The sequence below is a fragment of the Pseudomonas cistanchae genome, from assembly GCF_054483635.1.
In genome coordinates this window covers 229,709-252,158 of the sequence record NZ_JBTLWN010000005.1, presented here as the reverse complement: position 1 = coordinate 252,158, position 22,450 = coordinate 229,709, and the positions used below count along the sequence as shown (strand labels likewise).

Below are 22,450 nucleotides of genomic sequence, written 5' to 3'. Positions count from 1 at the left end.
GCCAGCCAAACCCGCAGTTGCCGAGCATCCGCGCGTTGCCGCGGGGTGCGGATCTGCCGCTGTCCTACGCCCAGCGCCGCTTCTGGTTCCTCAACCGCCTGCAACCGGACAACACTGCCTACCATATGCCGGCCGGGTTGGCGCTCTATGGCCGCCTCGACCGTGGCGCACTGCAAGCCAGTTTCGATGTGCTGGTGGCCCGCCACGAAGCGCTGCGCACGCGTTTCGTCGAGGTGCAGGGCGAGGCGTTGCAGCGCATCCTGCCGGCGCAGGCCCAGGCCATCGCGCAGCATGACCTGCGCGAACTGCCCGCCCACGAGCGCGAGGCGGCGGCCAAGACCATCAGCAAACAACTGCTTGGTCAGCCGTTCGATCTGGCCCGTGATGCGCTGTTGCGCGTGGCCCTGCTGCGCCTCGGTGATCAGGAACACCGGCTGCTGCTGGTGCAGCACCATATCGTCTCCGATGGCTGGTCGATGCAGCGCTTTATCGCCGAGTTCAGCGTGGCCTATGCGGCCTTTGCCGAAGGTGCGCAGCCGACGTTCGCGCCGCTGCCGGTGCAATACGCCGACTACGCCCACTGGCAACGCCAGTGGCTGGCCAGTGGCGAACGCGAGCGGCAGCTGGCGTACTGGCGCGAGGCCCTGGGCGAGCACCAGCCGCTGCTCGAGCTGCCCACCGATCATCCGCGTCCAGCACGCACCGGCTTACGCGGCGCGCGTCTGCGCTTCAGCCTGCCGGAAAGCCTGACCGGCCAGCTGCGCGCCCTGGCCCAGCGGGAAAACGCCACGCTGTTCGCCCTGCTGCTGGCGGCCTGGCAAAGCCTGCTGCACCGCTACAGCGGCCAGGACGATATCCGCGTCGGCGTACCGGTAGCGGGGCGCAGCCTGCTGGAAACCGAAGGCGTGCTCGGCTGCTTCGTCAACACCCTGGTGCTGCGCGGTGCGCCGGCCGGCAACAAGCCGTTCCGCCAGTTGCTTGGCGAACTGCAGCAGGCCAGCCGTGACGCCCTAAGCCATCAGGAGCTGCCGTTCGATCAGCTGGTCGAGGCCTTGCAGCCGCAGCGCAGCCTTAGCCATCACCCGCTGTTCCAGGTGGCGTTCAACCACCAGCAGATCGACTTCAGCGCTCTCGGCAACTGGCCGGGGCTGCGTGTCGAGCCTTTCGATCCGGGCGCCGCGGGTGCTCAGTTCGACTTGGCCCTGGATACCGAAGAAGGTGTGGACGGCAGCCTTGGCGGCTTTATCAGCTACGCCTGCGAACTGTTCGAGGCGCGCAGCATCGCGCGCATGGCGCGGCACTTCCAGCGCCTGCTCGAAGGTCTGTGCGCCGCGCCGGATCAGGCCATCGGCCTGCTGCCGCTGCTGGATCAGGAAGAGGATGCGCGCATCGCCGCCTGGAACCACAGCGAGCGCGATTACGGCGCCTTCGTCCCGGTCACGACACTGATCAGCCAGCAGGCGGCGCGCACCCCTGACACCACAGCGTTGCTGATGGCCGAGCGTAGCCTGAGCTACGCTGAGCTGGACGCGCAGATCAACCGCCTGGCCAACCGTCTGCGTCGGCTCGGAGTGGTGAAGGGCAGCCTGGTCGGCATCAGCCTGGAGCGCTCGCTGGAGCTGGTGGTTGGCCTGCACGCCATCGTTCGCGCCGGCGCCGCCTATGTGCCGCTGGACCCCGAGTACCCGGTCGAGCGCCTGGCCTACCTGCTGGAGGATGCCGGCGTCGAGCTGCTGCTCAGTCACAGCCTGCTGCTGGCCGAGCTGCCGTTGCCGGCAGAGGTACGCACGCTGTGCCTGGACCGCGAGGATTGCAGCGACGAATCGGCCCAGGCGCCGGCACTTGAGCTGCACCCCGACGACCTGGCCTATGTGATTTACACCTCCGGTTCCACTGGCAAACCCAAGGGCGCCGGCAACAGCCACGCGGCCCTGGCCAATCGCCTGTTGTGGATGCAGGAAGCCTATCGACTGGATGCCAGCGACACGGTGTTGCAGAAAACCCCGTTCAGCTTCGACGTCTCGGTGTGGGAGTTCTTCTGGCCGCTGATGACCGGCGCGCGCCTGGCCGTAGCCGCGCCGGGCGACCACCGCGACCCGCAGCGCCTGCTCGAACTGATTCAGCGCCATGAGGTGACCACCCTGCATTTCGTCCCCTCAATGCTGCAGGCCTTTGTCGGCCATCCGCAGATCGAGGCGTGCAGCAGCCTGCGGCAGATCGTCTGCAGCGGCGAGGCGCTGCCTGCCGAGTTGCAGGCGCGGGTGTTCCAGCGTCTGCCCCAAGTGCGCCTGTACAACCTCTATGGGCCGACCGAGGCGGCCATCGACGTCAGCCACTGGACCTGCATCGACGAAGGCCGCCACGCGGTGCCCATCGGCCGGCCCATCGCCAATCTGCGTCTGCATGTGCTTGACCCACAACTGGGGCGGGTGCCGCTTGGCGTGCCGGGCGAGCTGTACCTGGCCGGCATCGGCCTGGCCCGCGGTTATCACGGCCGCCCCGAGCTGACCGCCGAACGTTTCGTGCCTGATCCCTTCGGCCCGCCGGGTGCGCGCATGTACCGCACCGGCGACCTGGTGCGCTGGCGCGAAGACGGCGCCATCGACTACCTGGGGCGCATCGACCATCAGGTGAAGATTCGCGGTTTCCGCGTCGAACTGGGCGAGATCGAGGCATTGCTGCTGGCGCAACCGGGCGTTGCCGAAGCGGTGGTGGTGGCGCGCGATACGCAGATCGGCAAGCAGCTGGTGGGCTATCTGGTGGCGGATGCGGTGCCGGCTGAAGCCGATGAAGCTAACTGGTTGGCCGAGCTCAAGGCCGCGCTGAAAACCCAGCTGCCCGAACATATGCTGCCGGCCGCCCTGGTGCGGCTGGCGCAGATGCCGCTGTCGCCTAACGGCAAGCTGGAACGCCGCGCGCTGCCCGAACCGCAGTGGCAGGTGCGCGAGTACCGGGCGCCGGTCGGTGAGCTGCAGGTGGCCCTGGCGACTATCTGGCAAACGCTGCTGGAGGTGCCGCAGGTCGGCCTCGACGACAACTTCTTCGAGCTCGGCGGGCACTCGTTGCTGGCCACTCAGGCGGTCGCGCAGATCCGTCAGCAGCTCGGCCTGGAAGTGCCGCTGCGGGCCTTCTTTGAACTGGACAACCTCGCCGCCCTGGCCGATTCGCTGCAGCGCCAGGCGCCGCAAACCGCCGAAGCGGACGACGATGCGCTGCGCGAAATGGCCGCACTACTGGATGAATTGGAGTCGCTGTGAGCAATCCCCTGATCGACAAGGCCGCCCTGGCGCGGCGCTTTCTGGCCCTCGGCGCGCCCGAACAGAAGCGCTTCCTCGAACTGCTGCAGGCCAAGGGCATCCGCTTCGAGCTGCTGCCGCTGGTGCCGGCACCGCGGGGCGAGCGCCTGCCGCTGTCCTTCGCCCAGCAGCGCATGTGGCTGATCGGCCAGCTGGAGCCGGACAGCAGCGCGTACCACATGGTTGGCGCGTTCAGCCTGGAGGGCGAGCTGGATCGCGCGGCGCTGATCGGCGCGCTGGAGCTGATCCTGGCGCGGCACGAGGCGCTGCGTACGCGCTTCGTGGAAAGTGACGGTCAGCCCTGGCAGTTCATCGACCCGCCTGGGGCCTTGGCGCTGGAGGAGCGCGACCTGCGCGGCGAGCCGCAGCAGCTTGAGGCGGTAACCCGCGAGCAGGCCGCACGCGCCTTCGACCTTGCCCGCGGGCCGCTGCTGCGGGTGCAGTTGCTGCGCCTGGACGACCAGCAATGGCGCTTGCAGGTGGTTACCCACCATATCGTCTCTGACGGCTGGTCGATTGGCGTATTCAGCGCCGAGCTGGCCCAGGCCTACGCCGCGCTGTGCCAGGGCCAGCCAGCGAGCCTGGCCGAGCTACCGGTGCAGTACGCCGATTTCGCCATCTGGCAGCGCGCCTGGCTGGAGGCGGGCGAGGGCGCGCGGCAGTTGCAGTACTGGCGCGAGCGCCTGGGTGGCGAGCAACCGGTGCTGGCCTTGCCCTATCGCCAGGCGGCCGGGCAGATGCGCCATGCAGTGCGCCTTGGCCAAGCGCTGCCGGCTGGGCTGTCGGCGCGGCTGCGCGCCCTGGCCCAGGGCGAAGGCGCCACGCTGTTCCAGGTGCTGCTGGCGGCCTTTCAGCTGTTGCTGGCGCGTTACAGCGGCCAGCGCGATATCCGCGTCGGGGTGCCGGTGGCCAATCGGCAACGCGGCGAGATCACGCCGCTGATCGGCTTTTTCGTCAACACCCAGGTGCTGCGCGCCGAGTTGAGCCCGCAGCAGTCGTTTCGCGCACTGCTTGCCCAGGTTCGCCAGCGCGCGCTGGAAGCGCAGGACCATCAGGACCTGCCATTTGATCAACTGGTCGAGGCCCTGGCCCCAGAACGCAGCCTCGGCCAGACGCCGTTGTTTCAGGTGTTGTTCAACCACCAAAAACGCGACCTCGGCGCCCTGGCCCGGCTGCCCGGCCTGCGCCTGACGCCCCTGGCCCAGGATGTGCCGCATGCGATTTTCGACCTGGCCCTGGACAGCGAGGAAGACGCCGACGGCGAGCTGCGCCTGGTCTTCACCCATGCCCGCGAGCGCCTGGACGCTGCCCTGGTGGCGCGTATGGCCAGCCATTTTATTGGCCTGCTCGAGCAGCTGTGCCAGGCCGCGGATCTGCCGCTGGCGCGTCTGCCATTGCTCGACGACGAAGATCAGCAACGCCTGGCCGTCTGGAACCAGTGCCAGCAAAGCCATAACCCGGCGCGCCTATTGCCGGAGCTGATCGCTGAGCAGGCCCGTCTGCGCCCCGACGCCATCGCCCTGGTGCATGGTGGCGAGCGCCTCAGCTATGCCGAACTGGAAGCCCAGGCCAACCGCCTGGCCCATCTGCTGATCGAGCGCGGCGTTGGCCCGGAAGCGCGGGTTGGCCTGTCCCTGGAGCGTGGCAATTCGATGATCGTCGGCCTGCTGGCGATTCTTAAAGCCGGCGGCGCCTTCGTACCGCTGGACCCCGGTTATCCGCGCGAACGCCTTGCGTATATGGTCGAGGACTCGGGCCTGCGATGGCTGATTACCAGCAGCGATCTGGCGGGGCGTTTGCCGGCCGTGGAGACGCTTTGCCTGGATCGACTTGAGCTGTCTGCCTACAGCAGCGAAGTGCCTGCTGTCGCGATGCATCCGCTTAATCTGGCCTATCTGATTTACACCTCCGGCTCCACCGGTCAGCCCAAAGGCGTGGCGGTGAATCACGCCGGCTTGACCATGCATGTGCAGACCATCGGCCAGCGCTACGGCATGACCCCGGACGATGTAGAGCTGCATTTCGCTTCCATCAGCTTCGATGGCGCGGTGGAGCGCTGGACGGTGCCGCTGGCCTTCGGCAGTCGTCTTGTGATTCGTGATCAGCAGCTGTGGAGCGTCGAGCAGACCTGTCAGGTATTGCAGGACGAAGGCATCACCATCGCCGTCTTCCCGCCGAGCTATGCCATTCAGTTGCTCGACTGGGTCGAAAGCCAGAACCTCACCCTGAACGTACGCAGCTGGACCCTGGGCGGCGAAGCCTTTACCCGCGAGACCTACGAGCGTATGCAGCGGGTGCTTAAACCCACTCGTATTGTTAATGGCTACGGCCCCACCGAAACGGTGGTCACCCCCCTAATCTGGGAAGCCTTTGCCGGCGACCAGTTGGAAGCGGCCTACGCGCCGATCGGCACCCCGGTTGGTCCGCGTACCTGCTACGTGCTCGACAGCGAACTCAATCTGCTGCCCATCGGCGTCGCTGGTGAGCTGTATATCGGTGGCGAAGTCGGCCTGGCTCGCGGTTATCACCAGCGCCCGGATCTCACCGCCGAGCGCTTTTTACCCGATCCCTTTGGTGGACCGGGTGAGCGTATGTACCGCACCGGCGACCTGGTGCGCTGGCGTGAAGACGGTGCGCTGGATTATCTGGGCCGGGTCGACCATCAGGTAAAGATCCGCGGTTTCCGTATCGAGCTGGGCGAAATCGAAAGCCAATTGCTGGCCCTGTCACAGGTCGCCGATGCGGCGGTGGTGGCGCGCGATACGCCGAGCGGCAAGCAGTTGGTCGGCTATCTCGTCGGTCGCGGCAAGCTGGACCTGAGCGAAATCAAACAACGGCTGGCCACTCAGCTGCCGGACTATATGGTGCCGGCGCAGCTGATGCAGCTGGACAGCCTGCCGCTGACCCCGGCGCGCAAGCTGGATCGCGCCGCGCTACCGGAACCGCAATGGCAGAGCGCGGATTACCAGGCACCGCAAACTGACAACGAACAAATCCTCGCCGCGATCTGGCAGCAGGTGCTGGGTGTCGAGCGGGTAGGGCGCACGGATCATTTCTTCGAGCTGGGCGGCGATTCCATCGTTGCGCTACAGGTGGTCAGCCGGGCGCGTCAGCAGGGTCTGGCGCTGGCCCCGCGGGATCTGTTTCAGCAACAAACCCTGGCCGAGCTGGCGGCCGTTGCGCGGCCGGCGAGCGAATCGACCCTGGCCCAGGGGCCGGTCAGCGGCGAGTTGCCGCTGACGCCGATCCAGGCGCATTTCTTCGCCATGGGCCAGGCCGAGCCGGCGCACTGGAACCAGTCGCTGTACCTCGAGGTGCAGCGCCCGCTCGACCCTGCAGTGCTGGAGCAGACCTTGCAGGCGCTGGTGCTGCATCACGACGCCTTGCGCCTGCGCTTCGCCGAGGGCCGGCAGTGGTATGCCGCGCACGATGCGCTGAATACGCCGCTGCTGCTAAGCCGCGAGGTCGACAGCGACGCTGAGGCCGAAGAGGTGTGCAACGAAGTGCAACGCAGCCTAAATCTGGCCGACGGCCCACTGCTGCGTGCGCTCTATCTGCGCCAGGCCGGTCAGGCGGATCGGCTGTTGCTGGTGATCCATCACCTGGCCGTGGACGGTGTGTCCTGGCGTGTGCTGCTGGAGGATCTGCCACGCGCTTATGAGCGCCTGGTCGCCGGTCAGCCGCCAGCATTGCCGGCCAAGACCTGTTCCTTCAAGGACTGGGCCGAGCATCTGCAAACCTGGGCACGCAGCGAGCAGGCCGCCGCCGAACTGGATGAGTGGTGCATGCGGCTGTCCGGCCATGACCGGCCGCTGCCCCAGGATCTGCCGGCGGCCACGGCGACCTTTGGCGAAAAGCGCGAGGTGCGCATCGGCCTGGATCGCGCCAGCAGCAAACGCCTGCTGACCCAGGTGCCGAGCGCCCTGGGCGTACGCATCAACGATCTGTTGCTGACCGCCCTGACCCGCGCGCTCTGCGCCTGGAGCGGGCAAGGCGCGCTGCGGGTCAATCTGGAAGGGCATGGCCGCGAGCCGCTGGCTGGCGCAATCGACCCGAGCCGCACCCTGGGCTGGTTTACCAGCCTCTATCCGCTGCGCCTGCCCCACGTCGGCGACCTGCGCGAGCAACTGCACAGCGTGCAGACGCAGTTGCAGCACGTCGCCAATGGCGGCGTCGGGTATGGCGCGCTGCGCTGGCTCGGCGAATCGGCCGCACAAGCCGCCTTGGCAGCCCCGCCGCAGGCCCAGGTGACCTTTAACTACCTCGGCCAGTATGCCGGCGGTGAAGCCACCGGCTGGTTCCGTCCGCTGGAGGGCGGCGGTGCGCAACAGGCCTCTGGCAACCCGCTGGGCAGCTTGCTCACGGTCAATGGCCAGGTGTTCGACGGCGAACTCAGCCTGGCTTGGGAATACGCGCCCAGCCAGTTGCACGAAAGCACGGTGCAGGCGCTGGCCGAGGCCTATCGCGCCGAACTGCTGGCCTTGCTCGATCTGGCCGGGACAACCGCCGGAGCAGGGCCGACGCCCCTGCTGCAACTGTCGCGACAGACCTCGCTGGCGGCGCCGTTGTTCTGCCCGCATCCGGTCACCGGCCGGGTCACCGGTTACCAGCCGCTGACGGCCAAGGTGGAAGGCCAGCGTGCGGTGTTCGGCTTGCAGTGCCGCAGCTTCGTCGACCCCGAATGGCGCGACGCGAGCCTGGCCGAGATGGCCGACGCCTACCTGGCTGCCTTGCTGCGTCAACAGCCCGAGGGGCCTTATCACCTGCTGGGCTGGTCCCTGGGCGGCAGCCTGGCGCTGGAACTGGCCGCGCGTCTGGAAGCCCGCGGCCAGACCGTGGCCTTTCTTGGCCTGGTGGATTGCTATGTGCCCGGCACGGAAATTCCCGAGGACGACAGCCGCCATCCGCAAGCCCGTGCGCGCCTCGGCGAGCACCTGCGCATGCTGGTGCCGGAGCTATCGGCAGGCGCGCTGGACGATCTGCTCGCGCGGCTCGAACCGCTGCCACCGCTGGATTGGCCGCAGGCCTGCAAGCACTGGCTGCTGGGGCAGGGGCTCGACGCCATGGCCAGCCAGAGTCTGCAGGAGCTGCTGTTCGCCTGGTCGGTCGAGCAGCATATGCGCCGCCTGTGCGCCGGTTATGCCTTGCCGATGGTCAAGGTACGCCCGCATTGCTGGTGGGCAGGCCGGCCCCAGGGCCGCGCCGCGATGCTGGAGCAGGGCTTGGAACAGGTGCTTGGTCGGGCGGCCAGCCATAGCCTGATCGACGCCGACCACCTGGGGATCGTGCGCTCACCGCAGACCCTGGAGCAGGTAAGCCGCCACTTGTCGGCGCTGGGTTAAAGACAACGGGCGCGCATGTGCCAGAACAGTCATACGCATCATCGGCTATGGATGACGCGTTGTAGGGTGGACATGCCGAAGGCGTGTCCACCGTGGGCATAAATGGCGGACAAGCTATCGGCATGTCCGCCCTACGGGATCGTGTGCCTCAGTACTGGCATTGGTATTGGTGCGCGCGGCGCACCCTACAAAGTCTGATGTGTAGTTTTCTGCGCGGTAATCCACCGGAGGGGTCTGGCCTGCCACCGCTTGGTAGGTCGCGGCGCACCAATGCCACAGTTACTTTGCGGCCAGGCTCCGCGCCGCTAACCCACCCAACAAAGGCTTCGTGCAACACGTAGTTGGGCCTGGGAAAAATAAATCCACAAATCGCTAAATTTTTTTTGCCGGCAATCGTCTTAGTGGGAGAAGATACGGTAATGAGAATTTTTCTGATTTGTATTTGATCTGGGGAGAGTAAGTTGATGCAGCGTTCAGCGAAGTACCGGTTGTCGAAGTCTCTAGCCATAGCGCCCTTCAAACGCGCGCACCTGCCGTTGGCCATGGGCTACGCCCTGGCATTGCTCGCCAGTCCGCTGCAGGCGGCGCAAGAGCCCATCGAGCTGGAAAGCATGAGCGTTACCGGCGAGCTGGACAGCCCGGTCGGCGAAGACCAGGGCTACGTGGCGAAGAACAGCCGCAGCGCGACCAAGATCAACACACCCCTCAGCGAGACCCCGCGTTCGGTATCCGTCGTCACCGAGGCGCAGATGAAGGACCGCAACGTTCAAACCATCAGCGACGCCCTGCGCTACTCCGGCGGCGTGCAAGCCGGCTTCTACGGCGAGGACAACAAGCAGGACTGGTTCATCATTCGAGGCTTCAAGCAGGCCAACAACGGGCTGTTCATGGATGGTTCGCGGATCTATTCCAGCGCGTTCTACAGCTGGCAGATCGACCCTTACATGCTCGAACGCATCGAGGTGCTCAAGGGCGCGTCTTCGGTGCTCTACGGGCAAACCCCGCCGGGCGGGTTGATCAACCTGCAGAGCAAACGCCCCTCCGCCGACCAGAAGAATGAAGTCGGTCTGCAATACGGCAGTTTCAATCGCAAGCAGGTGAACTTCGACGTCGGCGGTCAGATGGATGAGCAGGGCGACGTGCAGTACCGCGTGGTCGGTCTGTCGCGTGACACTGGATCCCAGGTCGATGATGTCGATGCCGCGCGCATCCTGTTGGCGCCGTCGATGACGATCAACTTCGACAGCGACACCTCGTTGACCCTACTGGCCAGTGTGCAGAAGGATCGCTCCGATCCACAGCTGCAGTTTTTGCCGTCCAGCGGCACCATCGCGCCCAATCCGAACGGCAAGATCGACACCGATACCGCCGTGGGTGACCCCAGCTACGAGACCTTCGAGCGCGACCAGTACACCCTGGGTTACGAGTTCAACCATCGCCTGAACGATAACTGGGACTTTCAGCAGAACCTGCGCTACGGCCACATGGATCTGGAACTGCGCCAGCTGTTCTATTACGGCAGCGCCACCGACCGCCTGATCGCCCGCGGCCTGACCTACAACGATGGCAAGGCCGACAACCTGTCGGTGGACAACCGCCTGCTCGGCAACTGGTTCGGTGATCGTTGGGAAAACACCCTGCTGCTGGGCGTCGATTACCAGCAGCTGAAAATCAACGACCGCAGCCCTAACGGTTACCCGACCTTCCCGGCCATCCCGCTGCTGGACATCTACGATCCGGAATACGGCCTGCCCATTGGCGATTTTGCCCTGCAGGACAAGGACACCCGCGCCGACCAGATGGGCTACTACATCCAGGAGCAGTTCAAGTACGACAACTGGGTATTCCTGCTCGGCGGCCGTTTCGACAAGTCGCGCACCGACTTCGACAACCGCACCACTGGCGTTAGCCACAACGTGCGTGACGAGAACTTCACTTGGAGCGGTGGCGTTGCCCATGTGTTCGACAACGGCCTGACTCCTTACATCAGCTACTCCGAGTTCTTCCTGCCGGTCACCGACCTGAACGCCGTGACGGGTGATCCCTTCGAGCCTGAAGAGGGCAACCAGAAGGAAATCGGTATCAAGTACCAGCCTGAAGGCTTTGATGCCATGTTCACCGCAGCAGTGTTCGAGCTGACCCAGGAAAACGTCAGAAAAACCAAGGCTGGCGTCCCGACCCAGTTGGGCGAAGTGCGCAGCCGCGGCATCGAGCTCGAGGCCCAGGCCAATGTCACCGAGAACGTCAGCGTAGTGGCCAGTTACACCAAGCTTGATCCGGAAACTACCAAGACCACCAACCCGGCCGAAAAGGGCAAGACCCCTGCCAATATCGCTGACGAGATGGCATCGGTCTGGGCCAACTACCAGTTCCGAGGCGGCATGTTCGACGGCCTGGGCTTCGGTGCCGGCGTCCGTCACACCAGTTCCAGTTACGGGGACAACGTCGAGACCCTTGAGGTGCCGTCCTACACCCTGCTGGATGCCATGGTCAGCTACCGCATTGAAGATGTGCGCCTGCAGCTCAACGCCAACAACCTGACCGACAAGGAATATGTCACCGCCTGCGACTACTACTGCTGGTACGGCAACCGTCGCAACGTCATCGCCAGTGTCAGCTATGAGTTCTGACGGCCTGAGCTACCTGCCGCTGCCTACCGGGCAGCAGCTGGTTGGCCGCGACGATGGCGCCAGCCTGGCCTTGCACCTGGACGAGCGCGCGCTGCTGCGCGCCCGTCGTCAGGGCTCGGTGCTGGTGCCGCTGGAGTTGGCGCTGGACAAGCAGGCCGAGGCGCTGTGGGCGCTGGCCTACTGGAGCTTCGCCAATGACCCGGCGCTACAACAGCTGCGCCTGGAACTGGCGGAAGTCGATCCTGCCTTGCGTGCCCGCGGCCTGCTGGTGGGCGAGGGCGCGGACCTGCGTATCGAGCGCGACATGTTCTGGCAGCTTCCGCAGCCGTTTCTGCGCCAGCCTGCCAGTGCCGATTACCCGCACAGCCTGGTGATGCATCCGAGCGGGCGACGTCATCCGCGGCGTGCACCGAAGCCGGTTGGCGAGCTTTATCGGCGTTTCGATGCCCGTCTCGGCGCCTGGGTTTCCTTGCGTAGTCTGGATATCGAGGGCGATTTGCAGCGCTTCAATCGCTGGCAGAACCACCCACGGGTAGCGGCGTTCTGGCAGGAGCAGGGTGATCTCGAGCAGCACCGCGCGTACCTCGAAACCCTGGCGGATGATCCACGGGTACTGACCCTGGTCGGCGCTTTCGACGAGCAGCCCTTCGCCTATTACGAAGCTTACTGGGCCAAGGAGGACCGCATCGCGCCCTTCTACCCGGCGGACGATTACGACCGCGGCATCCATATGCTGGTCGGCGAGGATGCCCACCGCGGCCCGCACAAGGTCGCCGCCTGGCTTGGCGCCCTGGTGCATTACCTGTTTCTCGACGAGCCGCGCACGCAGCGCATCGTCTGTGAGCCGCGCGCCGACAATGCGCGAATGATCCAGCACCTGCAGGCGCTGGGTTTTGCCAAGCACAAGGAGTTCGATTTTCCGCACAAACGCGCCGCATTGATGGTGCTGGAGCGGGAAACCTTCTTTGCGCGCTGCCCGCTCTGTTGAGCTGCGGCGCGTCGCAATAACACGAGCCGCGAATAACGCGGCCACTGATGAGGTTTACAGACCGTTGAAAGATGTAGCGAGCGACGACTGGGCGCAGATGCCCAGGCAAGGCGAACAAGGCCTGGCTGAGCGCAGCCATTTAGCAACGGCCTGAGGCGGGACGCGCGGCGTCCTAATCACGAGCCACAGACCACAGAATCGGTGCCTGACATGAGTATTGAAACGCTGGAATACGACGTAATCGGCCTGGGCTTCGGTCCGGCCAACCTGGCCATCGCCGTGGCCCTGGAGGAGGATCGACGAATCCGCGAAGGCGGCTTGCGCTACTGCTTCCTGGAAAAGAAACCGGCCTTCGAATGGCACGGCGGCATGTTGCTTGAAGACAGCCGCATGCAGATCTCCTTCCTCAAGGACCTGGCGACCCTGCGCAATCCGGCGAGCCGTTTCACCTTTATCAATTACCTGCATCAGAAGCGTCGTCTGGAGCCGTTCATCAATATCGGCAGCTTCAATCCGTCGCGCATCGAATACAACGACTACCTGGGCTGGGCCGCCGGCCACTTTGCCGATCGGGTGCATTACGGCGAGGAAGTGATAGCCGTCGAGGCCATCGAAGAGCAGGGCGAGGTGCAACGCCTGCGGGTGATCTCGCGCTATGCCGATGGCCGCACCCGCGCGCGGATTACCCGCAACTTGGTGGTCAGCATCGGCGGTCTGCCGGCAATTCCCGAACCGTTCCGCGCCTTGCGCGATGAGCCGCGGGTGATCCACTCCTCGATGTATCAGGAGCGCATCGACAGCCTGTGCGCTGACCGTGAGCATCCCCAGCGCCTGGCGGTGATCGGCTCCGGGCAAAGCGCGGCAGAGATCTTCAGCGACCTTACCGGGCGTTTCCCGAACGCCGAAGTAGCCCTGATCATGCGCAGCCAGGCATTACGCCCGGCGGACGACAGCCCCTTCGTCAACGAGATTTTCGATCCTTCCTATACCGACCTGATTTACCAGCAGCCCCATGCCGTGCGCCAGGAGCTGATCCGCGCCCACGCCCACACCAATTATTCGGTGGTCAACCTGGACCTCATCGAACGGATCTACCAGGGCTTTTACCTGCAGACCATTACCGGGCGCAGCAACCAGCAGCTGCTGGCCAATCGGCATATCCATGGGGTCGAGGCGGCTGCACAGGGTATTCGCCTGAGCCTCAGCGACAGCCACAGCGGGCAGAACGAGCTGCGCGAATTCGACGGCGTGGTGCTTGCAACCGGGTATCGCCGCGACGGCCACAAGCGTCTGCTCGAGGGCGTCAGCCAGTACCTGGCTGAGGGTGAAGTGGAACGCCATTACCGCGTGCCGACCCTGGACGGATTTTTCCCCAACATTTACCTGCAAGGCTGCTGCGAGGCCAGTCACGGCCTGAGCGATACGCTGTTGTCAGTGCTTTCGGTACGCTCCCAGGAAGTGGTGGACGCGCTTCTGGAACAGAGCCGCCGGCCGCATACTGCAGCCAGCGCCTGCGCATGACGAGACTTCGCCGTTGATTCCAGCCATTGCTCCTTTGTTTCAGGGCCAGTTCGCCCATTACCGCGAGGTGCTGACCCTCGCCGACGATCCTCGCCCGGCTGTGCCGGCGCGGGATTTCGTCGACCCGCAGCGCCTGGAGGAGTGGTTGCTGCGCTTTGGCCCCGAGCATGCAGACGGTGATCGCCGCGCGCTGCTGTCGCTCTGGTCGAAGTACTATTTTCTGCGCCTGATACCGCCCGTGCTGGCGGCGGGCCTGATTCTCAACTGGCGCCTGCCGCTGGAATTCGACGCGATCGAAGTGGTGGTGGGTGCCGATGGCTTGCCGGAAGCATTCAAATTACCCGGCGAAGGCGAGCGCTGGTCCAGCGCGCCACGCGATGGTTTCGAGCGCTTCGGTGATTTGCTGGACGGCAACCTGACGCCCTTTATCACGGCCCTCAACCGCTACCGCAAGGTGGCGCCGCGGGTGCTGTGGAGCAATGCCGGCAACTACGTCGAATGGTTTATGAGCACCCTGGGCCGCTTACCGTTTCCCGCTGCAACCCTGGCCGATGGGCATGCCCTGCTGGCCACCCGACTGCGCCCGGATGGCTCGCGCAACCCGCTGTTCGAGCCGGTACGTTATATCGAGCAGGGCGAGGGCCAGGCACCCTGGCGACAGCGCCGTACCTGCTGCATCCGCAACCAGCTGGCCATGGAAATGTGCGACAACTGCCCCCACCTCAATTGTCCACCGGCCGGCGGCGGCGCGCTGGATTGAGCGACGGCGGCTAAGAACGCCCACCACGCCCCGACACAGGCCCACTTCGTAGGGTGCGCCGCGCGCACCAGGGCCAGCGCAATTTGTGGTGCGCACGGCGCACCCTACCATCGCAACCTCTGCCAGCGATCCCACGCTTCATCGGCGATGCTGCACACAATGGATACGCGAGTAGAAAAGGTGTCTCTTCCCACGCCGTTCCGGTCGCCCGGATAACCTGCCCCACCTCGATTGTTCACCGTCGGCGGCGCGCTGGATTAAGCGACGGCGGCTAACAACGCCACATCCGCTCCGACACAAGGTCTCACGTCTTAGGGTGCGCCGTGCGCACCAGGGCCAGCGCAATTTGTGGTGCGCACGGCGCACCCTACGCATTGGCCTATCAACGCCTGCGCAGGCACAGCATGAAGTAGGCGCCGCCGACCAGCGAGGCGAGCAGGCCGGCCGGGAGCTGGATCGGGAACAGCAGGTTGCGTCCCAGCCAGTCGGCCAGCACCATCACGGTCGCCCCCAGCAGCGCTGCGCCCAGCAGTTGCGGCATTGCGCGGGTCAGCCCGAGCAGGCGCGCGAGGTGGGGCGCGAGCAGGCCGATAAAGCTCAGCGGACCGACGATCAGCGTCGCGCCGGCGGTCAGCAGGGCCGCGAGCAGCAGCAGGTAAAAACGGCTCTTGCCCAGGTGTACACCCAGCGCCTTGGCGCTGCTGTCGCCCAAAGGCAGCAGTTCCAGCCAGCGGGTGCAGGGCAGTGTCGCCAGCAGCAGCAACACGGCGCACAGCAGTACGCCGAAAGCCGTGGGGGCCGTGACGAAATAGGTCGAGCCGGACAGCCAGCTCAGCAGGTTCTGCCCGCGCGGGTCGCCGCCGGCCAGGATGATGACCTGCAGCGCGTCGAAGAACGCGCTGATGGCGATACCGATCAGCAGCACCCGTTCGGGCGCAAACCCGTTGCGCCGGCTCATGCCGAGCAGCAACAACAGCGTCAGCAGGGCACCCAGGCCGCCGAGCGCGAGCTGCGCCGGCAGGCCGGAATAGGGCATTAGAAACAGCACGGCGATCAGCCCGAGCGCGGCGCCGGCACTGATCCCCAGGACCTCCGGGCTGGCCATAGGGTTGCCGGTCAGGCGCTGGATCAGCGTGCCGGCGATGGCCAGCATCAGTCCGGCCGCCGCTGCAGCCGTCACCCGTGGCAAGCGCCATTCGAGCAGTTGCAGGTCGCCGAGCTGCCATTGCCAGCCTTCCAGCCCCTTGCCGATGGCCAGCGCCAGCACCAGGCTGGCGATCAGCACGCCACCGAGCTGCAGCAGCCGCAGCATCGGGCGCGAGTAGCGCAGGGTCGCGGCGCCGGTTTCGTTCTGTGGCTGGCCGCCGGTCAATTTCAGCCGCGGCAGCAGCCAGAGCAGCAGCGGCGCACCGAGCAAGGCGGTGGCGGCGCCGGTGGGCAGCAGTTCGGCGAGGCTGCCGGCCAGGTGCTGAATGCCAAGATCGGTGACACACAGCAGCAGCGCGCCCAAGGTCGGCGCCCAGATCAAGCGGGCACGCAGCGTGCGCGCGCCGAGCAGGCGCACCAGGGCCGGCGCGGCCAGGCCGATAAAGCCGATCACCCCGACCACACTGACCACGCAAGCGCTGAGAAACACCGCCAGGGTCAAGCTGGAAAAACGCAGGAAGTGGATCGGCACGCCGAGGCTTTTCGCGCCATTGTCGTCGAGTTCCAGCAGGCCCAGCGGGCGCAGCAGAGGCAGCAGCAGAAGCAGGCCAAGGCCCAGACGCGGCAGGAGAAAATCCACGCCGTTCCAGCTGTTCTGACTCAGCGAGCCCGAGCCCCAGATGAACACCGCGTTCATGTCCTGCTGCTGGATCAGCATCAGGCTGGTATTCAGCGCGCTCAGGTACAGGCTGACGACCAGGCCGGCGAGGATCAGGGTCAAGGGCGCCAGGCCACGGCGCCAAGCCAGGCTGAACACCAATAACGCGGCGGCGCCACCGCCGGCCATCGCCACCCATTCGCGGCCGATCAGCAGCAGGCCGGGCGCCCATAGCGTCGCGACCACCAGGGCCAGTTGCGCGCCACTGGCGACGCCGAGCGTGGTGGGCGAAGCCAGCGGATTGCGCAGTACCTGCTGCATCACCGTACCGGCCAGGGCCAGGGTGGCGCCGCAGAGCGCGGCCATGCACAGGCGCGGCAACCAGCTGTAATGCAGCACCAGCTGGCGGATGTCGCTGTCGTCCGGCTGCCAGAATGCCGGCCACCAGAGCGCGCTGGGCAGGCGCAGGGTCAGGTCGTTGATCGCCAGCGTCGCCGCGCCAACCAGCAGCAGGGCGCACAGCCAGAGCGGGCTGGCGGTGAAGCCGCGCCGACGTTCGACGAGGGGGAGGCGGGCCACGGAATCAGTCATGGCCGTATTCCTTGCTCAGGCGCTGTTCGAGCAGGCCGGCGAAACGTTCGGCGGCCAGCAGGCCGTTGAAACTCCACACGGGCGGCAGCCCGTAAACCCGCTGTTCGCGCACCATGGGCAGGCGTTGCCACAGGGCGCTGTTGGCCAAGCCTTGCTCGGTGCCGGGCGGCGGAGGGTCGAGATAGATCAGTCCGGCGTCCGGCTGCTCGGCCAGACGCTCAATACCCACCTGGGTAAAGCCCCAGTAGTTGGTCGGGCCTTGCCAGGCGTTGCGCAAGCCGACGCGGTCCAGCACGCCCTGATACAGGCTCTGCTTGCCGAACAGGCGCACATGTCGGGCATCGAGAAAGGTGGCGATATAGAACGCGGGCAACGGGTACTGACTCAGGCGCTGGTGCACCTGCTGCAGCTTGGCCTCGACGCGCTCGATCAGCGCTTCGCCCTCGGTTTCGCGCTCGAGCAGGGCGGCCAGTTCGCGGGTGACCCGTTGCGCGCCGACATAGCCTTCCGCTTCGCGGGTGTAGATGGCCAGGGACTTTACCGGCGCGATGCGTTCAAGCTGTGCGCGGCTGGCTTCGAACTGTGGGGTGATCAGGATCAGGTCGGGTTTGAGCTGGCTGAGCAATTCCAGATTGGGTTCGACCCGCAGGCCGATATCGACGACGTCTTGCGGCAACGCAGGCTCGCGAACCCAGCGCCGGTAACCTTCGGTCTGTGCCACGGCGATGGGCGTTACGCCCAGGCCCAGCAGGGTTTCGGCGATGCCCCAGTCGATCACGGCGATGCGCTGCGCTGGCGCAGCCTGGGCAAGGGTGCCGATCAGTAGCAGGCAGCATGCAAGCCAGGCGCGCATCAGTTCACCACGGCGATGGGTTGGCCGGCATGCTGCAGCACATTCATGGGGATGCCGTAGATGGCTTCCAGGGTGCTGTCGGTCATCAGTTCCTGCGGGCTGCCCTGGGTCAGCAGGCGGCCGCTGTGCAGGGCGATCAGGCGGTCGCAATAACGGCTGGCCATATTGATGTCGTGCAATACCACCACTATGCCGAGGTCCAGGCGTTGGCTGAGGTCGCGTACCAGCGCCAGTACCTCTACCTGATGGGCGATATCGAGGGCCGAAGTCGGTTCATCGAGCAGCAGGTAGCGGCTGTCCTGGGCCAGCAACATGGCCAGCCAGACGCGCTGCCGCTCACCGCCGGACAGGCTGTCGACCAGGCGTTCGGCGAAGCGCTCGGTGTCAGTCAGCGCCAGGGCCTGGGCGACCTTTTCATGATCCTTCTGGCTGAAGCGCCCAAGCAGGCCGTGCCAGGGGTAACGACCGAAGCCGACCAGCTCGCGCACCGTCAGGCTGGACGCCGCCGGCAATTGCTGCGGCAGGTATGCCACTTCACGGGCAAAGGCGCGCTCCTGCCAGTCAGCGAGCGGTTTGCCGTCCAGGCTCAGGCTGCCACCGCTTGGCGCCTGCTGGCGCGCCAGCAGTTTCAGCAGGGTGGATTTGCCGGAGCCGTTATGCCCGATCAGGCCAACCATCTGCCCATGGGCAATGGTCAGGCTGAGCGGATGCAAGAGAGTCCGGTCGGGCAAGCTGAAGCTGACGCTCTGCAGGTCGAACATACGAAGGCTCCACGACGCGTGCCTGCAACGGGCGCAGGAAAAGCGCGAACCTTAATGCAGAATGCTAATGCTTATCAATTGTTAATCAGTGCCTGCTCCAAAGCTTGGCGTCGTCCAGGCGCCTGGACAGTGTCGCAGGGGTGGAACCCAATCCATCGCCGCTGCCACTCAGCAGGTATGGCAGAGCTGGCGTCGCGGTCTGGCTGCACAGGTGAAAATCAACAGGAGGGTACGATGAGCGCTTCCATTCCCAGCAATATCAACATCCCCGGCAATTTTTCCAGCGCTGGGTTCGAAGGCCTGGGCAATTTCTCCGGTGGCTTGCAGGGCCAGGAGATGCCCAAGTGGCTCACCGATCATCTTGGCAAGTACGGACTGAGCATCGGTGAAGATGGCATGGTGAAGTTCGACAGCTCGGTCACCAAGAACAGCCTTGGCGAGGCCGGCAGTACCTTGCTTGACGATTTGTCGGCCAAGTTCGCCGATGACGGCAAGGGTGGCGGCTTCGACCTCAAGGAGCTGCTCAACAGCGGTGACTTCTCGAAGATGCTGGAGGCCTATCAGGCGGGTGACTGGGCGTCTCTCGGTGGCTCCGGTTTCTCATTCGGCAACAGCGATCTGCCTGGTGAACAACAGAACCTCAGCGTTCCCACCGAAGCCACCGGGCGCCCTGAAGGCGACACGCGCAGCGCCGAGGAAATCATCGCCGCGAATCCGGCGCTGGCCAACCTGGGCGACCAGAAGGACATCAAACGCGACCAGTTGAAGGAGCGCTTCGGTGACTGGACCGCCGACAACCCAGACCCCGAGGCACGCGCCGATGCGGCTTACAACGCGGCCAAGGTGTTGAACTGGATCGACTCTTCAAACAATCGCGAAGGCGGTTACCGCGGCCCCGGCGATGGCGACATCCAGGGCATCACCAGCAGCGGTGATGCGCGGCATGGGACTGAAGCCGGCAACCTCAAGGATTTCGCCGAGCAGGGCTATGGGGCGCTGAAGGCTGACCATCGGCTCGATCAGACCAATGACAAGCACGTGCGGCTGGATGGTTCGAACAAGGACAATTTCGAGAAGTTCATGGATGACGTGGGCCAGGCGCTGGGGCCGTTGCTACAGATGTTCAGCTTTATCCCGGGAATGCAGATTGCCAGTGGCGCATTGGGCGCGTTCGGCTCCGACGGCATGTTCAGTACCAGCAAACGCGGTACCTCGTATCAGAACATGCCGATCAGGTTCTAGGCATCGCGCGGCGCTGGTCAGAACGGCGCCGCACATTCGAAGCGCAGGCGCTCGCCGGTCTGCGGGTGGGTCAGGCTGAGCATGCTGGCGTGCAGGCACAGGCGCGGGTAGGCGGCCAGCGCTTGTTCGTGGGCGTAGAGGCCGTCACCGAGCAGCGGGTGACCGATTGACAGCATATGCACGCGCAACTGGTGAGAACGGCCGGTGATCGGTGTCAGTTCGACGCGGCAATGCTCGGCGTGGCGTTCCAGCACTTTCCAGTAGGTCAGGGCGTGTTTGCCTTGCTCATGGTCGACCACGTGGCGCGGCTTGGTCAGCGGGTCGTAGCGCAGCGGTAGGTCGATGCTGCCGCTGTCCAGCTCGGGCTGGCCCCAGCACAGTGCGGTGTAGGCTTTTTCGGTTTCGCGGTCGTGGAACTGGCGGGATAGCTCGCGGTGGCTGTCGGCGTCGCGGGCGAGAACGATGATCCCCGAGGTTTCCCAGTCCAGGCGATGGACGATGCGCGCTTCCGGGTAGCCGTTTTCCTGCAGGCGGGTGACCAGGCAATCGCGGTTGTCCTCGGCGCGGCCGGGCACCGAGAGCAGCAGGGTGGGCTTGTTGATCACCAGCAGGGCGGCGTCCTGGTGGAGAATTTCGACATTCGACAGCGGCATGGGCTTTCCACAAATAGAAACGGCGGCCAGGGCCGCCGTTGCATGCTCTCAACCAATCAACGGTCAGGGAGCGTGATGTTGAGTTCCAGAATGGAACAGCTGCCCTGGTTTTCCAGCGCAACCTGTACTTGATCCGAATCGATATTGACGTATTTGCGGATCACTTCGACCAGCTCCTGCTGCAGCGCCGGCAGGTAGTCCGGCTGGCTGCGCTGGCCGCGCTCGTGGGCGACGATGATCTGCAGACGCTCTTTCGCGATGGACGCCGTGGTTTCTTTCTTGCGTTCGCGGAAGAAGTCGAAAATATTCATTCACGACCTCCGAACAACCGTTGCATGAAGCCCTGCTTTTTCACGTCGAGGAAGCGGTGCGCGACTTCCTTGCCCAGCAGGCGGTCGACCGCATCGCTGTAGGCCTGGCCCGCGTCGCTCTGGTCATCGAGGATGACCGGCACGCCCTGGTTGGAGGCTTTCAAAACTGCTTGCGACTCAGGGATCACCCCCAGCAGGCGGATCGCGAGGATTTCCTCGACGTCTTCTACGCCGAGCATTTCACCCTTGAGCACACGCTCCGGGTTGTAGCGGGTCAGCAGCAGGTGTTCCTTGATCGGCTCCTCGCCTTTTTCGGCGCGGCGCGACTTGCTCGCCAGCAGGCCGAGCATGCGGTCCGAGTCACGCACCGAGGAAACTTCCGGGTTGGTCACGACAATCGCTTCGTCGGCGAAGTACATCGCCAGGTGAGCACCCTTTTCGATACCGGCAGGCGAGTCGCAGACCACGTATTCGAAGTTTTCGCGCAGTTCGTTGATGATCTTCTCGACGCCTTCCTGGGTCAGGGCGTCCTTGTCGCGGGTCTGGCTAGCCGCCAGCACGTAGAGGTTTTCCAGGCGCTTGTCTTTGATCAGGGCCTGGGTAAGGGTCGCTTCGCCGTTGACCACATTGACGAAGTCGTACACCACGCGGCGTTCGCAGCCCATGATCAGATCGAGGTTGCGCAGGCCGACGTCGAAATCGACGATGACGGTCTTGTGCCCGCGCAGAGCGAGGCCGGTGCCGATGGCGGCGCTGGTGGTCGTTTTACCAACACCACCCTTGCCGGAAGTGACTACGAGGATCTTGGCCAAGGCAATTCACCCTAAATATGAAAATAACGCGGGGAACCGGAGTCGATAAGCGCTTCCGGATGCCCTATTTGTGTGCTGAAAAGTGGCGGCAGTATCCGTTAAAGGCGTGTGATGTTCAACACGTCGCCCGCCAGGCTGACCTGCACGGCCTCGCCCCATAAAGGGTCGCGTCGCAGGTCTTCTGCAGTCTTGTAATGACCGGCGATCGAGAGCAATTCGGCGCCCATTTGCTGGCAGAAAATGCGTGCCGAGCCGTTGCCTTTGATCCCGGCAAGCGCGCGGCCGCGCATCGGCGCGTAAACATGGATATTGCCGTCGGCGAGAAGTTCCGCACCGGCACTGACCGGCGCCAGAACGATCAGATCGGCGCCTTGGGCGTACACCTGCTGGCCGCCGCGTATCGGGCTGGTGACCACCTTGCTCGGGCGTATTTCGGGTTCGGCGGGTTTTTCCGGCTTTTTCGCGTTGCCTTGCGTTGGGTCGACCGGCCGTTCGCGGGCTCCCGAGGGCGGTAGAACCGGCAGATCCAGCGCGGCTGCCGCGGCAATGTCATCCTCGCGCACCGCGCGTACCGCCAGGGTGCGCAGGCCGTGAGCGCGGCACACCGCCATCAGTGCAGCGAGGTCGAGCGTGCCTTCGCCTTCGGGCAGTTTGTCCAGTGCCAGCACCAGCGGCGTGTTGCTGAAGAAGTTCGGCGCTTGCGCCACTTTTTCCGCCAGTTGCTGGTCGAGGCGGGCGAGGTCGTTGTGCGCCAACTCCATCACGGTGATGGCCAGCATGCTGCCCTTGAGCTGGAATACGGGGTCTTGGTCGAGAAGATCAGCTTGGCTCATGCCTGATGCGCCTTATCGTCGGGGGCGGTAGCGAAAGTAGCCGGACTTATAGC

The 22,450-nt window shown here is 65.0% G+C and carries 13 protein-coding genes and 1 pseudogene; 7 read left to right on the top strand and 7 right to left on the bottom strand.

Annotated elements, in window-relative coordinates:
* Nucleotides 1–17: 17 nt before the first annotated feature.
* From ACX0MV_RS15540 to fhuF, 6 genes and pseudogenes are all read left to right on the top strand, one after another.
* Nucleotides 18–3,149 (top strand): annotated as a pseudogene (locus ACX0MV_RS15540) (amino acid adenylation domain-containing protein); the annotation flags it as partial.
* Between the two features lie 104 nt (nt 3,150–3,253).
* A complete protein-coding gene (locus tag ACX0MV_RS15535) occupies nt 3,254–8,638 on the top strand; it encodes an amino acid adenylation domain-containing protein (RefSeq protein ID WP_458983416.1) in 5,385 nt (1,794 codons plus the stop codon).
* A gap of 464 nt (nt 8,639–9,102) precedes the next feature.
* Nucleotides 9,103–11,268, top strand: a complete 2,166-nt coding sequence (locus tag ACX0MV_RS15530; protein WP_458983415.1) for a TonB-dependent siderophore receptor — start codon at nt 9,103–9,105, stop codon at nt 11,266–11,268.
* The gene (locus tag ACX0MV_RS15525) at nt 11,258–12,256 is read left to right on the top strand and encodes a GNAT family N-acetyltransferase (protein ID WP_458983414.1); all 999 of its coding nucleotides are present in this window, start codon (nt 11,258–11,260) and stop codon (nt 12,254–12,256) included. The genes ACX0MV_RS15530 and ACX0MV_RS15525 overlap by 11 nt, the downstream gene beginning before the upstream one ends.
* Nucleotides 12,257–12,466: 210 nt before the next feature.
* A complete protein-coding gene (locus ACX0MV_RS15520) occupies nt 12,467–13,777 on the top strand; it encodes a lysine N(6)-hydroxylase/L-ornithine N(5)-oxygenase family protein (RefSeq protein WP_458983413.1) in 1,311 nt (436 codons plus the stop codon).
* A gap of 13 nt (nt 13,778–13,790) precedes the next feature.
* A complete protein-coding gene (gene fhuF / locus ACX0MV_RS15515; protein ID WP_458983412.1) occupies nt 13,791–14,537 on the top strand; it encodes a siderophore-iron reductase FhuF in 747 nt (248 codons plus the stop codon).
* Nucleotides 14,538–14,919: 382 nt separating this feature from the next.
* Here the strand turns inward: fhuF and fhuB are convergent, their stop codons facing one another.
* Genes fhuB through ACX0MV_RS15500 form a run of 3 tightly spaced genes read right to left on the bottom strand, consistent with a single transcriptional unit; the run spans nt 14,920 to nt 18,546 of the window.
* Nucleotides 14,920–16,932: a Fe(3+)-hydroxamate ABC transporter permease FhuB gene (fhuB, locus tag ACX0MV_RS15510; protein ID WP_458983411.1), complete on the bottom strand. Its 2,013-nt coding sequence runs from the start codon at nt 16,930–16,932 to the stop codon at nt 14,920–14,922.
* Nucleotides 16,925–17,785 (bottom strand): ABC transporter substrate-binding protein, encoded by an 861-nt coding sequence (locus ACX0MV_RS15505; protein WP_458983410.1) that lies wholly within the window; start codon nt 17,783–17,785, stop codon nt 16,925–16,927. The genes fhuB and ACX0MV_RS15505 overlap by 8 nt, the downstream gene beginning before the upstream one ends.
* On the bottom strand, nt 17,785–18,546 hold the full coding sequence (locus tag ACX0MV_RS15500) for an ATP-binding cassette domain-containing protein (RefSeq protein WP_458983409.1): 762 nt from the start codon (nt 18,544–18,546) through the stop codon (nt 17,785–17,787). The genes ACX0MV_RS15505 and ACX0MV_RS15500 overlap by 1 nt, the downstream gene beginning before the upstream one ends.
* 234 nt (nt 18,547–18,780) lie before the next feature.
* On the opposite strand from ACX0MV_RS15500, the gene ACX0MV_RS15495 reads away from it, so the two are divergent.
* The gene (locus ACX0MV_RS15495; RefSeq protein ID WP_458983408.1) at nt 18,781–19,788 is read left to right on the top strand and encodes a hypothetical protein; all 1,008 of its coding nucleotides are present in this window, start codon (nt 18,781–18,783) and stop codon (nt 19,786–19,788) included.
* Nucleotides 19,789–19,805: 17 nt separating this feature from the next.
* On the opposite strand, the gene ACX0MV_RS15490 is transcribed toward ACX0MV_RS15495, so the two are convergent.
* From ACX0MV_RS15490 to minC, 4 genes are all read right to left on the bottom strand, one after another.
* Nucleotides 19,806–20,441: an RluA family pseudouridine synthase gene (locus ACX0MV_RS15490; RefSeq protein ID WP_458983407.1), complete on the bottom strand. Its 636-nt coding sequence runs from the start codon at nt 20,439–20,441 to the stop codon at nt 19,806–19,808.
* Nucleotides 20,442–20,497: 56 nt separating this feature from the next.
* Complete coding sequence (gene minE / locus ACX0MV_RS15485; protein WP_025165363.1) at nt 20,498–20,752, bottom strand: cell division topological specificity factor MinE; 255 nt, start codon at nt 20,750–20,752, stop codon at nt 20,498–20,500.
* Nucleotides 20,749–21,564, bottom strand: coding sequence for a septum site-determining protein MinD (gene minD, locus ACX0MV_RS15480; RefSeq protein WP_458983406.1), 816 nt, complete (start codon nt 21,562–21,564; stop codon nt 20,749–20,751). The genes minE and minD overlap by 4 nt, the downstream gene beginning before the upstream one ends.
* Nucleotides 21,565–21,662: 98 nt before the next feature.
* Nucleotides 21,663–22,397 (bottom strand): septum site-determining protein MinC, encoded by a 735-nt coding sequence (gene minC / locus ACX0MV_RS15475; protein WP_458983405.1) that lies wholly within the window; start codon nt 22,395–22,397, stop codon nt 21,663–21,665.
* Nucleotides 22,398–22,450: the final 53 nt, after the last annotated feature.